At 34.7% G+C, this 15,056-nt stretch carries 9 protein-coding genes; all 9 read right to left on the bottom strand.

The genetic code is table 11. The features are described from left to right. Positions 1–3: 3 nt before the first annotated feature. The gene (locus VB776_RS19470; protein WP_323698540.1) at positions 4–555 is read right to left on the bottom strand and encodes a DUF4199 domain-containing protein; all 552 of its coding nucleotides are present in this window, start codon (positions 553–555) and stop codon (positions 4–6) included. Between the two features lie 154 nt (positions 556–709). Then, the gene (locus VB776_RS19465; RefSeq protein WP_323698539.1) at positions 710–1,978 is read right to left on the bottom strand and encodes a dihydroorotase; all 1,269 of its coding nucleotides are present in this window, start codon (positions 1,976–1,978) and stop codon (positions 710–712) included. A 106-nt stretch (positions 1,979–2,084) separates the two neighbouring features. Beyond that, complete coding sequence (gcvH, locus tag VB776_RS19460; RefSeq protein WP_323698538.1) at positions 2,085–2,465, bottom strand: glycine cleavage system protein GcvH; 381 nt, start codon at positions 2,463–2,465, stop codon at positions 2,085–2,087. A 93-nt stretch (positions 2,466–2,558) separates the two neighbouring features. Continuing rightward, positions 2,559–9,821: a T9SS outer membrane translocon Sov/SprA gene (gene sov, locus VB776_RS19455; protein ID WP_323698537.1), complete on the bottom strand. Its 7,263-nt coding sequence runs from the start codon at positions 9,819–9,821 to the stop codon at positions 2,559–2,561. A 263-nt stretch (positions 9,822–10,084) separates the two neighbouring features. Continuing rightward, positions 10,085–10,678 (bottom strand): Holliday junction branch migration protein RuvA, encoded by a 594-nt coding sequence (ruvA, locus tag VB776_RS19450; RefSeq protein ID WP_323698536.1) that lies wholly within the window; start codon positions 10,676–10,678, stop codon positions 10,085–10,087. A 154-nt stretch (positions 10,679–10,832) separates the two neighbouring features. Further along, positions 10,833–12,374 carry a lytic transglycosylase domain-containing protein gene (locus VB776_RS19445; RefSeq protein ID WP_323698535.1) on the bottom strand — a complete coding sequence of 514 codons (1,542 nt, stop codon included), beginning with the start codon at positions 12,372–12,374 and terminating at the stop codon, positions 10,833–10,835. Positions 12,375–12,681: 307 nt separating this feature from the next. After that, positions 12,682–14,100 (bottom strand): Asp-tRNA(Asn)/Glu-tRNA(Gln) amidotransferase subunit GatA, encoded by a 1,419-nt coding sequence (gene gatA, locus VB776_RS19440; RefSeq protein WP_323698534.1) that lies wholly within the window; start codon positions 14,098–14,100, stop codon positions 12,682–12,684. A gap of 163 nt (positions 14,101–14,263) precedes the next feature. Then, positions 14,264–14,473 carry a Sec-independent protein translocase subunit TatA/TatB gene (locus VB776_RS19435; RefSeq protein ID WP_323688883.1) on the bottom strand — a complete coding sequence of 70 codons (210 nt, stop codon included), beginning with the start codon at positions 14,471–14,473 and terminating at the stop codon, positions 14,264–14,266. Between the two features lie 108 nt (positions 14,474–14,581). After that, on the bottom strand, positions 14,582–15,016 hold the full coding sequence (locus VB776_RS19430; protein WP_323698533.1) for a YkvA family protein: 435 nt from the start codon (positions 15,014–15,016) through the stop codon (positions 14,582–14,584). Between the last annotated feature and the right edge of the window lie 40 nt (positions 15,017–15,056).

The following is a 15,056-nucleotide window of genomic DNA, read 5'->3' as shown; positions in this document are numbered from 1 at the left end:
TGTTTAAGGTTTTTTTATGTATTGATATTGTCTTCTAAAATACAAAGAAATCATAATAGAAACTAAGACACCCAATGGAGTTTTTCCTTTTAAACCAATTATTTCATCGATAGCAATATCTTTTGGTGATAGAATTTTAAAAGCTTCAACAATCGTCTTAAAAGAGGCAATTCCCATTTCTTTAACGTAGCCGTTTTTTACAGCTGGAACATTCAGCATATCAATAGTTTGCTTGATATAATCTGCCAAAATAGTATTTCCACTAGTGCTTAACCAAAAATATAAACCTAAAGCACTCACACAAGCACCAAAAATATTGGTAAGATTTGCTACTGCAAAGCCTTCCCAAAAATGAAGTGTTTCATCTGGATTACTTTTACGATAATTTTTTACAGCAAAAACCATGACTATAATGCTGAAAAACATAGAAGGTGCTTTTTTGCCATCCAGCGGAATTTGTCCTAAATTATTAATCAAAAGACAGTACGCCAAAGTAAGTAGCCCAGCAATAAAACCGTATATGATAATTGTTTTTGTAAACGATTTGTTAAACATTTTTGTGTTGGTAAAATGGGTTTGTTTTTTGCTTTAGGCTATAAGCAGTTGACTATAGGCTTTAAATTTTGTCGAATCTAATGGTAGTTAAAGGTCTCCCAATCTTTAATTAAAAGCTTACATCCTACTGCCTAAAGCATATTGCCTACAGCAACTAAACTATTACGCTTATCGCTTTTCCTCTTAATGTTTTCCCAATAAAAGGAGAGTTTTTGGAAGCAGAAATGATTCTCTTCTCACGATAAACCCATTCTTCATCTTCAGAGAAAACAGTTAAGTTGGCTTTTTCTCCAACTGCAATTGTTGGAATAGGAAGTTGGAGTATTTTGCGAGGATTCACAGTGATTTTTTCAATCAATTCTTCTAGCGAAATTTTTTCGTTATAAGTATTAATGGCAGCGAAAAGGGTTTCTAAACCGATTACGCCAAATTCAGCCATGTCGAATTCTAATTTTTTAGATTCTTCATCCTGCGGATTATGGTCAGAAGCGATGGCATCAATTGTTCCATCTTCCAAGCCTTCCCAAAGTGCATCAAGGTCTTCCTGAGTACGGAATGGAGGATTTACTTTAAAATTGGTATTGAAATCTGCCAAATCATTTTCCGTAAAGCAAAGCTGATGTGCATAAACATCACAAGTAATTGGCAAGCCAATATCTTTCCCCATTCTGATTAAATTAACAGATTCAGCAGAAGAGATTCCAGAGAAATGTAAAATACTTTTATCAACTGGCAATTCAGTAAAAGGCGTATTCAAAACATATTCCAGAAGTTTTAAATCACGCATTAACATAATTTCTTCTGCCATTTGAGGCATTCCTTTCATTCCTAAAAAAGTACTCATTAGTCCATCGTGCATTTGTCCGAAATGAGTAAGATTGCTGTCTTCGGGACGATTGATAAGTACTCCACCAAATTGTGAAAGGTATTGTAATGTTTTTAAGAAAATATCAGGATTTTGGATGGGATGCTCACCATCTGTAAAAGCTACAGCACCCGCTTGGTGGAGGTCAATCATCTCAGTGAAATCTTTTCCTTCACATTTTAACGTAACAGCCGCCATTGGGTGAAATTTTACTTTTTCACCAGCTCTTTTTAAATAATTGACACTCTCACGAGATTGAACAACAGGCTTGGTATTAGGTAATAAAGCAATTTCAGAAAAACCACCTGCTAAGGCTGCGGCTTCCATAGATTGAAAACTCTCTTTGTACTCGTTACCAGGTTCTTTTGGATGAACTCGCAAATCGAACCAACCAATTGATACGCAAATATTTTTACCTTCAATGATTTCATCGGCTTCTAAATTGATTTCATTTTCAATGTGAAGAATGTTACCATTTTCGACAAAAATATCTTTCACCTGACCGTTGAGGTCGCTGTTTTTACTAACTATTTTAACGGAACGAATAAGAGTTTTCATATTTATGTTTTACCACAGATTGAAAAAAGAGGTTGTTTTGATCTTGAGCTTTTTGTATCAAAAAAAAGCCCTGATTGTCAGGGCTTTATAAAGTATCTGTTTTGGATTAATGTCCAACGTGTTCTTTGTAAGTATCTGCATCCATCAATGCTTCAACATCAGCGATGTCAGCAACCTTCATTTTAATCATCCAACCTTCACCAAAAGGGTCAGAATTTACTAATTCAGGAGCATTAACTAAAGCCTCGTTTACTTCTAAAATTTCACCAGCGATTGGTAAAAATAAATCAGAAACAGTTTTAACGGCTTCTACTGAACCAAAAATTTCGTCTTGTGCTAAGGCTTGTCCTGCTGTTTCAATTTCTACATATACAATATCACCTAATTCACTTTGTGCAAAATCTGTGATGCCTACTATAGCAATATCACCTTCTAATTTTACCCATTCGTGTTCTTTTGTATAACGAAGCTCTGCTGGAAAATTCATCTTTGTTGGTTTTTTGTTGATTTTTGAATTGGGTCGCAAGTTAAATTAAAATTAGTAAAGTTCAAAAAGCTTCTGAATCAATCTGTCGATGATTTATTCTGATAAACTGAATCTTACTTGGAAACCTGCCGCAATGGTTGAACGATAATAAGAGTTTGAAACAAACGGATTATTGAACATTTTATCAAAGTAAACATTCACACTCAGCCTTTTATTGACATTATAACTTGCTTGTGGACGGAACTGGAAATTCATAAATCCTTGAGTAACTACCGTTTCAGCATCTAGTTTTCTTTGAATAGTTCTTGTATCACGGATTGTTAAATTGGCACTAAATTTCAAATCGTTTGGTAATCTTACTCTTCGTCCATTTACTCTGAAAGGCACTAGCATATTTGCTCTGGTAAAGCCCATTCCAACCGTTAAATCTTTATTAGAAAGTTCATTTACTTGTGAATTTGCCAAGTTTAACCCAACATTTCTATCTTGATTGTATTCTATTTTTAATGAAATTTTACTTTTTGTAATCGCATTAAAACCAATGAATGGTGCAAAACGTTCTTCAAATTTTATGGTACTCATTACAAAAACAGGAATTAAAGTGCCATCTGAATTTACTTTCGATGAAAGTGGATACATTAAATTATTCAAATTCAATTGGAAAGGGTCTGTATATTCTAAAGACGACACAAAATTTCCAACACTATAAGTTGAAGTATAAGCATGACTGATAGAAATGTTAGAGAACGTTCTTTTAAACCAACCAATATTTGCTAAACCGTTATAATCAACTCGCCAGTTTGGAAGTGGTAAATTTACAAAAGGGGAGAAGCTCACTTTGTTGGGTGAAACGCCACTGTATGCCGCAAAAAATGCTGGAATCAATACATCTTGAGAATTGATATTATATTCGCCTGAACCTGCTTTTTGTGCATTTAAACGGTCTAAAATAATTTGTCGGTTACTTCTGAAACGATTAAAAATAACGGAATTATTATCAGGAGAATTACTATCAAATGTTGTCAAGAATGATAAAAATGACATGCTATAATTTCCTGAACGAACAGGACTTTGGCTTTGGAATTCTCCACCAACAGTTGCTGGTCTGAAAAATTCTTGATAATTATCTGACCTACTCCATTTTCCTTCCAACTGAATTTTAAAATCTCTGAAAGGTTCTAAAGCACTTCTGTATGTCAAATTTTGTGTTCTTGTTTGTAAAAAAGGGACATTTTGAACGGTACTTTTGGTAAGCCAGCCATTTTCTGCCGCTCTGAAACGGATGTCTCCATCTTGGCTACCCGTAATAAAACCAAGACCAGGAGCAGAACTTTGATTGTTCATTCCTAATAATCCTGGATTCGGCATAAATCCAGCCAAAGTAGTTGACTCGTCGATGTTATAATTAATATTAATGCCACGAATCGTCATTAATAAACGAGTAATACTTTTCAGAATATTCGCTTGTGGTTTTACTATATCTTCGTCATCGCCTGGGCTTCTAGCAATATTTTTTCGTTCAACTCGTGGTTGATTAGCAATTCTCAAAGCACGTACTCTGTTGTACAAAGCCACTAAATCTATTTTTCCTGTGATACCTCTGTTCCGAGTATTTTTAATGATATTCCCGAAAGGAGTACCCAAAGAGTCAACAATATTGTAAGAATTGGCAGCATAAGTATAACCGAATTTATGGTTATAATCAGCAGTCATCCAATCTGTCAACGGTGATTTATTCAGAGGTAAACGCCAAACAGTATTCATCTGTTGGTCATAGTTTTTTGTTCTACCGAATCGTCTTAAATTAGCCGCAACTGAATCTCTATCTTTCTGTGTTTCCAAACCGCCATAAGGCTCATCAATGATGGCATTTGCCGTTGCATTATAATTGACTGTTACATTTTTAGTTAAATTCCAACCTAAATTATAGTAGCGATTAAATAACCAATACTTTTCAAAAAGTGGGGCAACGCCATCCGTCGTAAGAGTGGGAATTCCACTGCTTCCAGCTTGTGTTACTTCAGCATTTCGTAATTGTGTTTTTACAAAACTTCTGTCCATATCCGCTCTGAAAGTAATAGAATTTGGCAAAGGAGATAAGTTGAAATCTTTCACCCAACGCAATAAAGGATGATTACTTTTCATACCTTTGAACGGTTCAATCGACTTTGGATTGCCTGTAAAAGTATAAGTAAGTCCACCACGATGTGAGGTTTGTCTATACTCATCAATTGTCGTATTACTTCTTTTTAATTCTGCAAAAGCATAAGTAAAAGTCAGGTTTTCAACATCCCAAGCATGAGATTTCGCCGTAGGATTTGTCTTTACTTTCCTGATATTGGTTAGATTTAAGCCTTTTCGTTCAGAATTGTCTTGCACCATTCTTTTGTATCTTTCACGTTCTACTGGGTCAGTAATGGTGGCGAGTGTACTATCCAATAAAATATCTGGGTCGAGTGGATTGAAAGTTGGACTTACATTTCTTCTATCATAACTCACATACAAAGGAATTTTCAAACCCCACTTTTCAGGCAAAAGTTTATCAACATTGATATTCGCTGCGATTCCGTATTCAACCGTTGTTTCTCTGGCACGTTCTGAAATTTTAGATTGTACTCCGCCAAAACCATAATTTTTGAATGAACCATTCATGGTTACATTAGCAAAATCTGCCAATTTTAACCCTAATTTTCCAATAGCAGCTTGTCCAGAAGTTTGGTCGAAACCAGACGCTCTTAATTCATCTACCCAAATACAAAATGTTTTTGCTTGTTCATCTGCCGATTTTGGATTTCGTACACCAATCATTGTGGTAAGAATAGCACTTTGGTCTGGGCGACCTACAACCGTCACAAAATAAGTATGTCCATTATTGCCGATTACTTCTTTACGATATGGACTATTCAAACTGATTCCCAATCGGTCTCTTTCAGTTTTTACACTTTTAATAATAGCGAATGGAATATCAATTTCGTTTTCTTCTCGCCAAACTTCTTCAGAAGTAACCGAACTTGCATAACGAGTTTGTTTTAAGCCTTTTGTTTCAATTTCGTAATAATTGTCTGTTAAATCAGTCCCAATTCTGATGAAGGCAGATACTTTATCTTCCACATCATTATTTGGGCTGTTCATGTGGACAAACATTCTTAGGTTTTTGTAATTGATAAAATCAAATAAAGTATTTTTAAAACCCGCTCTTGAATCGCCATCTCTTAAACCATCCACGCATAAACTTAAAGACTGTTCGTTCAATTGTGAATTGCTAATTGTCGTAATATCTCTGTCACGAACAAAGCCAGGTGGCACAGCATAAGGAACAGTATTTGCACCTTTATTCGCTGGTCCATTTTCTTCAATATTTACTGTTGTAATTCTAAAGTTAGCATCATAAGGTTCTGGAACATCCTGTAAGCCTCTTGGTGTAAGTTCGCCAGTATATTTACGATATTGGAAACCAGAAAGCTGGAAAGCGGCAAAACGGAAAACAACGGGTTGTTCCCAACCTGTTAGGAAAGTACGGATAAATCTCATTGATTTAAAGCCATTTACATTTCCCACTTTTGAAGTATAATCTTTAATTGGAATTCTGAATAAAAACCAATCTACGCCATTTTCAGTGATTTTATCAACGATGTAATTTTGCCCAACTACCATTTTTTCTTGCTTAATATCAAGTTCATATTGGTAATATGCTTGGTTGTCGTTTACAGTATTATCATTGTTCAAATCCTCACGGTCGGGCTGCTGATTACTCGATTCTGTATAACCAGAATTTGTATTGGCTGTAGCAGATGTAGTAGGAGAGTTGTTTTCAAGCCCCAAGTAATTTTTATAACGTAAAATTACACTTGAAGTATTGTTATATTTTTCGTTCAAGTAATGAACAAAGTCATCACCAGCAGGGTCAGTTTCGAATTCCAATAAAGCAGTTTGGTCAGTTACTTTTGTACGAACTTCGTTTAGATAAGTACTAAAAAAACGTTGTTCATCAAATTCATCAGTCGATGCAGAGGCTCTGTTTGGCAAACCATCCAAGCCAATATCTTGTAAACTTCTATCGCTATTGTTTGAAAATGCGTTCGTTACGAATTGCTGTTTGGGTGCTAAACCCCAAGTAGTTCTTTCAACGTTTGCAGAAGTACCTGTTACGATTTTTTCACCTGCTGGAATACCATTTTCAAAGTTTGAGAAACCATCAGGAATCACATCTTCTGAAATATCACCTAAGTTGAAAATCAATTTTCCACCAGTTTGGTTACGTCTTTGGCTATTCTGACGGTCAAGTTCTAAATCTCCACTAGCTCTTACAACACCTGTTTCTCCATCTACTAATGGATTCATCATCCAGAATTCAAGCGTTTCGATATTGGCATTGTCAAAATCTGTGTCAGAAGTAATAGCACGAGTAATTGCCCCAAAATTTTGAGTTGGATTATTCAAAAAACCTCTATTGGTCAGACTAGTCGAGAAATTATAAATACCTCTTTCAGAAGGGAAATAGGCTACATCCAATACGCCTAAAGGAATACCCGTAATGTTATTGGCTAACTGACGATTTGGAAATAAACTTGTGATTGAAACGGCTCTTTCATAAGCATATTTACCAGACTCTTCTGCATTTAGCCCAGGCACATTAATGTTTGAACCATTGTTTCCATACAAACTAAAATCAGCAATGTAAGCTGAGATTTTAGCTCTTTTGAAACCACTCTCCAAACTATTGGGGGAACCCTGTGGGAACATCAAAGGAGTTGCTCCTGGTTTCCAAGCGGTTGCTTGGTTACTTAAACTGAACACATTTCTGGCTACTTCAAAATCATCAATAAAAGCATTTCCTTGTACATCGTTGTTAACAGAAGGAATCAATTGAGCAAACTCTCCTTGAAAATCAATGCCAGAAGTTTCTTTGGTAGAAATTAAAGGTAAAGCATCAACTAATTTTGTCAAGAATTTTGAAGGACGTTGAATGGCTGCATCAAAACCGAAAATGGTATTGTTTACAGGCTCATTTCCGATTTGTACTCTTGTTAAAAAGTTCGGCGGACTTTCCTTCATGTGTTGGATTGTAGCACCTAAATGGAAGTTTTGCCCAACGGTATAATCCAAATGTGTTCCTAGAAGTGTTCTGATTTGATTATTGAACAAATCAGGTTTTTCGTAACAAATTTTAATTTCACGTCCAGAATTTGAAACACCAACGTTTAGAATTCTAACTCTTCCAGATTGTGGCTCAACAATATAATCTGTTCCAGCAGCTAAAGGTACTCCTCCCGCAGATACTTGTACCGATTTTGCATCGACACCAATCGGTAAAGAAACATCACCTCCGCCAGCAGATTGATAACTTCCTTTCAAGAAAAATTTATCTTTACTGGTTAACTGTGCAGCATCCGTTTGAGTACTTCTGTAAAGTTTGTCAAAAACATATTTATCAACTAATTGTACTTCATCAACATCAAATTGTTTTTGCAAGGTTGAACCGAAAGGCTCTAACACTGGAAAAATCACTTTGGCATTTTTACTATCAATGGTTACTCCTTCTACAAAATCAAAATTTCCATCAACTTGGGCATCGCCATTTTGGTTGAGTTTATCAAGCCCTAATACTCTAATTAAGGGAATGTCTTTTAATTTTCTACCTTCTTGTAAATTCGGATTGTCAACACCTGTTTGGTCGTCTTTATAAACTACTCTTAATTGAAAAGCTTGTTTTGATAATTGTTGTGTATTAAGTGAATACACGTTTTTCATCATCAAATCCCACATTGGATGTTCCAAATTGTTACGAACAGTTGATGATTTTAGCATTTTCAAAATCAATACTTTATCGTCAGCTTGGTCTTGATAATCTTCTGTCAATTCTCCAACTTGGTGTCTTTGCCCATTTAAAGTATATTCATAAGAAACCGCCAATACTTCATCATTACGCAATGGCGTAATTAATGAAATATAACCTAATTCTGGACTGAATTTATACTCTCTGTCCGACAAACGTTTTGCTCCACGAAGTAAATCGAAGTCAGTTCCTTTCGATAAACCAAATTCGTTTTGCAATCTAAAAGTGGCTTGGTCGGCTTTTCTTACTTCTGCATCGGCTCTGGTGGCAGCATACAAACCGTTGTTAGCATTATCAACTGGCGTTTGCGTACTTCCATTAAAAGGCCGAATGTTTTTACTGGTTTTATTGTAAGGATTGGCTTCGCCCAAATCAGAAAAAGCCACTAAATTTCTCAGTGTTTCAGGGCTTTGTGTTCTGTTGGTAACATATACTTCTACACGAGTAATGGTAATACCCGAAGTAATAATTGGAAGGTTTTTTAAAGAACGTTCGTAATTGTTTCTGAAAAAAGTAGAAAGGAAAAAATGTCTATTTTCATCATAAGCGCTGGCTTTGATTTCAAAGTTTTTACCTTGACTTCCGCCTCTGAGGGTGATACAATCTTGTTTCGAACGTTGTTGAGCCAAAACGGTTGTTACATCCAAATTCCCAAAACGCATCAAGGTTTTTAAACCAAAAAGATTTTGAACACCTGGAATAAGCTGACTGTTTAATTGCCAAGAAGTATTTCCAACTTCTATATTTTGTAAAATGTCTTCTTCGTTAGTTCTCCAGTTTAATTTAAGTTGATTCTGAAAATTGAAACTTGCTTTAGTATCGAAATTGGTATTGATGTTTAATTTATCGCCAATTTTTCCTTGAAAATTTATCTGAGCTTGTTCTGTAAAATTAAGATTCCCAATATATCGTTGTTGAACTGGAATTGCTGGATTATCAATGAATTGCCCGATATAACCGATGTCAAGTAAAATATTTCCATTCGGCTTAAAATCAACTTGAGCACCTCCGAAAATACGGTCGATAGCAGGAGGGAGTTCTATTTTTGGTAATAAGCCTCGTCCTTTAGTATCGTCTTTACCATCTTGTGCGGCAGCATATTTCCGCCAGTAATCTCGCATAAAACGATTTTCTTGAAGTGTAGAATAATCTTTAATGCTAATTTGTTCGGCTGGTCGATATTGCGTATTGTCTGAAAGACCCCTGATTTTTTCATAAACAGAAATTTTTCCAGAAGAATCTAATCTGAATTCAGTATTTAACGCTTTAGAATCTTTAGGGCTAAAAGGAGAAGTTGCCGTTCTATTCGTGAAACGGTTAGCGTAACGGTCTTTTAATTTATAACGAGGACGCCTCCCCGATTTTTTTAGCGTATCCGCTAAGTAAGAAGAAAATATAGCTCTTGCGTTTTTATTAGTCAGCTGATAAGCGGTGCCTCGCATCGGTGAAACCCATGCAAGAGAAGCAAAAACAGACAATATTAACCCTCCAGAAAGTAAGTAAAACTTTTTTCGTTGCACAGTTAAGTAGCTTGATGTTCAAATACCTAAGTATTTTAATTGATGTGGTATTTTTTAAGAAAAATTTGTTAATGAGTAAACGGAATGTTATTTGTTTAAATTTTTCTTAAAACAACATTAAATTTTAATAGAGAAGTACAGCAAGGGTATTTATGTTAGAGGAATAAAAGCTTCTTGCTGAACTTCAAACGAGAAATAGCCACTCAATATTTTTAAATAATATTATTTTTTGAAGTATTAAGTGTTTGCACACATGCTTAAAGTTATCGTAAAGCCATTTTAATTAATTGTTCTACGGTAATTTCAGTTCCTTCTTTCTTCAAAATCGCATCGATACTTTTCTCTGCCACATTTTTAGGAATACCTAAAGTAACCAAGGCAGCTAATGCTTCGTTTCTTACTTTGTTGTTTTGTGTTGGGAAAATTGAAGGCGAAGAAGTACCTAACATTTGCTCTTTTCTAAGCTTATCTTTCAATTCGATAATGGCTCTTTGTGCTGTTTTTGCACCAATACCTTTGATACTCTGTATAGTTTTTACATCTTCATTCATCAAAGCATGACGAATTTCTGCTGAAGACATCGAAGAAAGCATTACCAAAGCTGTATTCGGACCAATTCCAGAAACACTTACTAAATCTAAGAAAAGTAATTTTTCTTCTTGCTCTTTGAAACCATACAAAATATGAGCATCCTCACGAATATTTAAGTAGGTAAAAAGTTTACAACGCTCGGTTCCGTCTTGTAAAGCAGCGTAAGTTTGTAGTGAAATTTTAATTTCATAACCAACACCATTTACATCAATAATAACGTAAGCAGGGTCTTTATAAGTTAATTTACCGTCAATGTAGGCGATCATTTAATGTGTTGAATTATTGGAAAAAGAGCTACAACAATCAATTTTGTTGTGCTTCAATTACCTTTATGAATAGAATTGATAGCTTCAAAAATACGCAAAAGTCCGCATAACTCAAATGTCATGCGGACTTTTAAATGTCTTCTGTCTTGAATTATTAAGAAACTCTGAGTTTCATCCCTGCTTTTACAACATTGTTTTTAATTCCATTTAGTTTTTTCAATTTATCGATTGAAATTCCACCATAACGTTGTGAGATGTTCCAAAGCGTATCGCCATCTTGAACATTATGAAAACGTACTTTGCCTTTGCTTGCATTTTCTTTTTCTTTCTGGTTTGAGCGAGCATACTTTACAGTTGTCGAAACCGCAGATTCTTTGAAAATAACTAGCTTTTGACCTGGTTGGATTGTTGTATTGGCAAGATGATTCCAGTGTTTGATGTCGTACACATCAACATCAAAATGCTCGGCGATTTGATGTAAATTATCTTTTTTCTTAACGATATAAGTTGTTTTCTTTGGTTTTTTATTAATTACAACGTCTTCCATATCATCTTCCACAATTTCCCTTGTGAAAACTGTTCTGGTTTCGTTAGGAATTGAAGCTAAAGTTTGTTGGAAAGTATTGGTTGTATCCTCGTTTTTGTTACTTGCTAAAACGACACCCGGCGTCTGCATTACTTTCTCAATCAAAGTCGAAGGGATTTTGGTAGCAGAATCAAGAATTGACTGGCGGTTTTCTCTGAAAAAAGCCATTTCACTTTTTGGCAATTTTAATTGAAAATTACGAGTACGAGCAGGTAAAATGTGCGTTAAAATTTGTGGATTTAATTTTTGAATTTCTTCTAAATTAATGTTACTCAAGGTCGCAAATTTATCTAAATCAATGTAGGTATTTAAAACGATTGTATCATGAGGAATTGCTGTTTCAATATTTTCAGCATAAATATCATGCGAATCAGCATGGTGCATCATATAAAGAATCCCGATATATTGAGGCACATAAGCTCTGGTTTCACGAGGCAAACAATTGTAGATAGACCAAAAGGTTTGTCCGCCATTACATTTACGAATTGCTCTACGCACGTTACCCGGACCAGTATTATAAGCAGCTAATACTAAATGCCAATCACCAAAAATATTATATAATTGACGCATGTATTTACAAGCTGCTTCAGTTGCTTTTTCTGGGTCAAAACGTTCATCTACGTATTCATCCATTTTCAGACCGAAGTCTAATTTGGCGGTTTTAGGCATAAATTGCCAAAGTCCACCAGCACCAGCTCTTGAAATTACTTTTGGATTTAATCCTGATTCGATTAATGATAAATATTTTAATTCATCTGGAAGACCGTATTTTTTTAAATATTTTTCATAAAGAGGGAAAAACACACCTTTCCGTTCAAGCATCGTTTTGGTAAACGAAGGTTTGCGATAAGCAAAATATTCTACAAATTGATGAGTGACAGTATTATAAGTAAGAGGAATTTCTTTTTGTAAAGCTCCTAGACGTGGTTCAACCGTTTTTGGATCAATTAGCCAAGTAGGTTCTGGCGTAATGACTTGTTGAATAGTTACCGTAGCGGTATCAGTGGTAGCAGTTTGCTGTTCCGAACCTGCTGTTATTTGGGCATTTGTAAATGTGCTTACTGAAAGTAAACAACCAATACAGAATGTTCTAAAAGTGGCGAGTATCATACGGTAAGGATTAGTCTATCTTTGAAAAAGGGTTAACACAAAAAAATACAATTACAAAGCTAAATATTTTTAACTAAAAAAACGAATGATTTATTGTGTTTATGAAAGAATGTATTGTCTTATTATAAGAAAGGAGGAAAATCCTTTTTTATAAAATAAATATTTATATCATCGACACAATCTATATTTTGCCCAAGATTATTCAAAAAAAATGTATCGCTTATCCTTATTTATAAAGGTTTGTAAGCGATACATTTTTGTAATAATTTATAAATCAGAACATTAAGTTTTGAAAACTAAATGTTGACTAAGCAATTAATTTAGCAAAAGTTAATAATTCTGCTTCCTCAAATGCCCCTGCCATGATTTGAAACCCAATTGGCATGCCATCATTATCTACGCCATTTGGAATAGAAATAGCAGGTAAACCCACCACATTAGCTTGAACAGTGAACAAATCACCCAAATACATTTGAATAGGATCAGCTGTTTTTTCTCCTAATTTGTAGGCTGTTGTTGGCGTGGTTGGACAAACCAAAAAGTCGTATTCTGTCAATAAATTATCTGTAAATTCTTTGATTAATCTTCTGATTTTTTGTGCTTTCGTATAATAAGCATCGTAATAACTTGCACTTAAAACGAATGTCCCAAGCATAATTCTTTTACGAGTTTCTTTTCCAAAACCTTCGAACCTAGATTTTTTATAGAGCGACATCAAGTCTGTCGCATCAGTACTTCTATATCCATAGCGAACGCCATCAAATCTTGATAAATTTGAACTTGCCTCCGCAGTTGTAAGCGTATAATAAGTTGGTAAGAAGTACTTAATCAATGGGAAATCCACTGCTTCAACTTCATGTCCTTGTGCTTTTAAATAGGCTAATTTGGCTAAAGTAGCAGCTTTTACTTCAGGTTGTAAACCTTCGCTTTCAACGGCTTCTCTTAAATAGCCAATTTTATATGTTTTCTTTTCTGTTTGAAAAGCAGTGTAAGACGGTACATTTTCGTTGGAAACTGTACTGTCTTGTTCATCTTTTCCAGCGATTATTTCTAACAAAATAGCAGCATCTTCAACTGATTTTGTAATTGGTCCGATGCAGTCGAAAGAAGAGGCATAAGCAATCAAACCCCAACGAGAAACTCTAGTATAAGTAGGTTTTAAACCAACCAAACCACAAAAACCAGCAGGCATTCTTACTGAGCCACCAGTGTCTGTACCTAGCGAAGCCAAACACATATCTGCTTGAACAGCTACAGCAGAACCTCCAGAAGAACCACCAGCTACACGGTTTTCGCCTACAGCATTTAAACATGGTCCAAAAGCAGAGTTCTCATTAGTAGAACCCATTCCAAATTCATCACAATTTTGTCTGCCAATAATAATGGCATCTTCATCTATCACTCTTTGAACAGCAGTTGCTGTAAACTGAGATTCAAAACCATCTAAAATTCTACTTCCAGCTTGTGAAGTATGGTCTTTATAGCAAAGTAAATCTTTGATGCCCAAAACCATTCCTGCTAATTTCTTGGCTGTCCCTGCTTTGATTTTGGCATCAATTTCATCGGCTTTCTCCAAGGCTTCTTGGTCAAAAACAGATAAAAAGGCGTTTAATGTGTTGTTCTTCTCCTCAATATTTTTCAAATAGAACTCAACCAACTGGCGACAAGTAATTTTACCAGCGTAAAGGTCTGTTTGGATATCTTTTAAGGTTGAATATACTTTCATGAATGATTTTAAATTTAGTGTAATGGCAATAGCTTATCTGAAAATAACACTATCGAACTGTAATTTTTTGAAAGTATTCAAAAAATTAATTTATTAATAAAACAAAAGCATAGTTGAGACAAGAAAATTATCTCAACTATGCTTTTGTTAAAATACTTTAATACTATTTTGTATTTGTATCGTCTTCTAAGCCCTTAGTAATTTGTTCCGTAACGTCCTTTTGTGCTTCTTTGAATTCTTTGATGCCTTTGCCCAAACCTTTCATTAATTCTGGTAATTTTTTACCACCGAAAAATAACAACACCGCTAAACCAACCAAAATTAATTCTGGACCGCCCATGTTGAAAATTAGATAAATTGAAGTCAGTATCATGTCCTTAGTTATTAAATATTTGCGTAAAGATAAGCAATGATTTTAGATTTTAGATTTTACGATTTAGTTTTTCTTTGTACACAAAAGCATACAGAGCCTTGTAAAGCTTTATTCTGGAATTAATTCTCCTTTTTCCCAAGCAATAAAATTATCAATATCAGTTTTTAACGAAGTAAATAACCACATTACTAAAGCTAAATCATCAGATAAACCTACCAATGGTAAAAAATCAGGAATTAAGTCGATAGGTGAAATAAAATAAATTAGACTAGCAATAATTTTTAGAATACTAGCCCAAGGAATGATTCTATATTGACCTGTGGCATAAGCTTTCACCATTCTACTTAACGTTGTTATTCTTTCCGCAAGTACTTGCCCAATGCCTTTATTTTCGTTTTTAGCTATATTTTTTGCTTTAATGAGTGCTTCTCTTAATAATTCAAGGACAGCTAAACCTGTACCTGCATATTTTCCAGCTTTTTTGGTAGCAGATTTAAAGAAAACAGATTTCAAAATTCTGCCAACTAAGTCTTCATTATTCATAATTTATGGGATTAATTTTTAAAATCTGATGAATGAACAT

It is taken from the genome of Arcicella gelida (assembly GCF_034931025.1).
GTDB lineage: Bacteria > Bacteroidota > Bacteroidia > Cytophagales > Spirosomataceae > Arcicella > Arcicella gelida.
The sequence above is the reverse complement of the archived record's forward strand: the minus strand, read 5'-3'. Positions and strand labels throughout refer to the sequence as shown.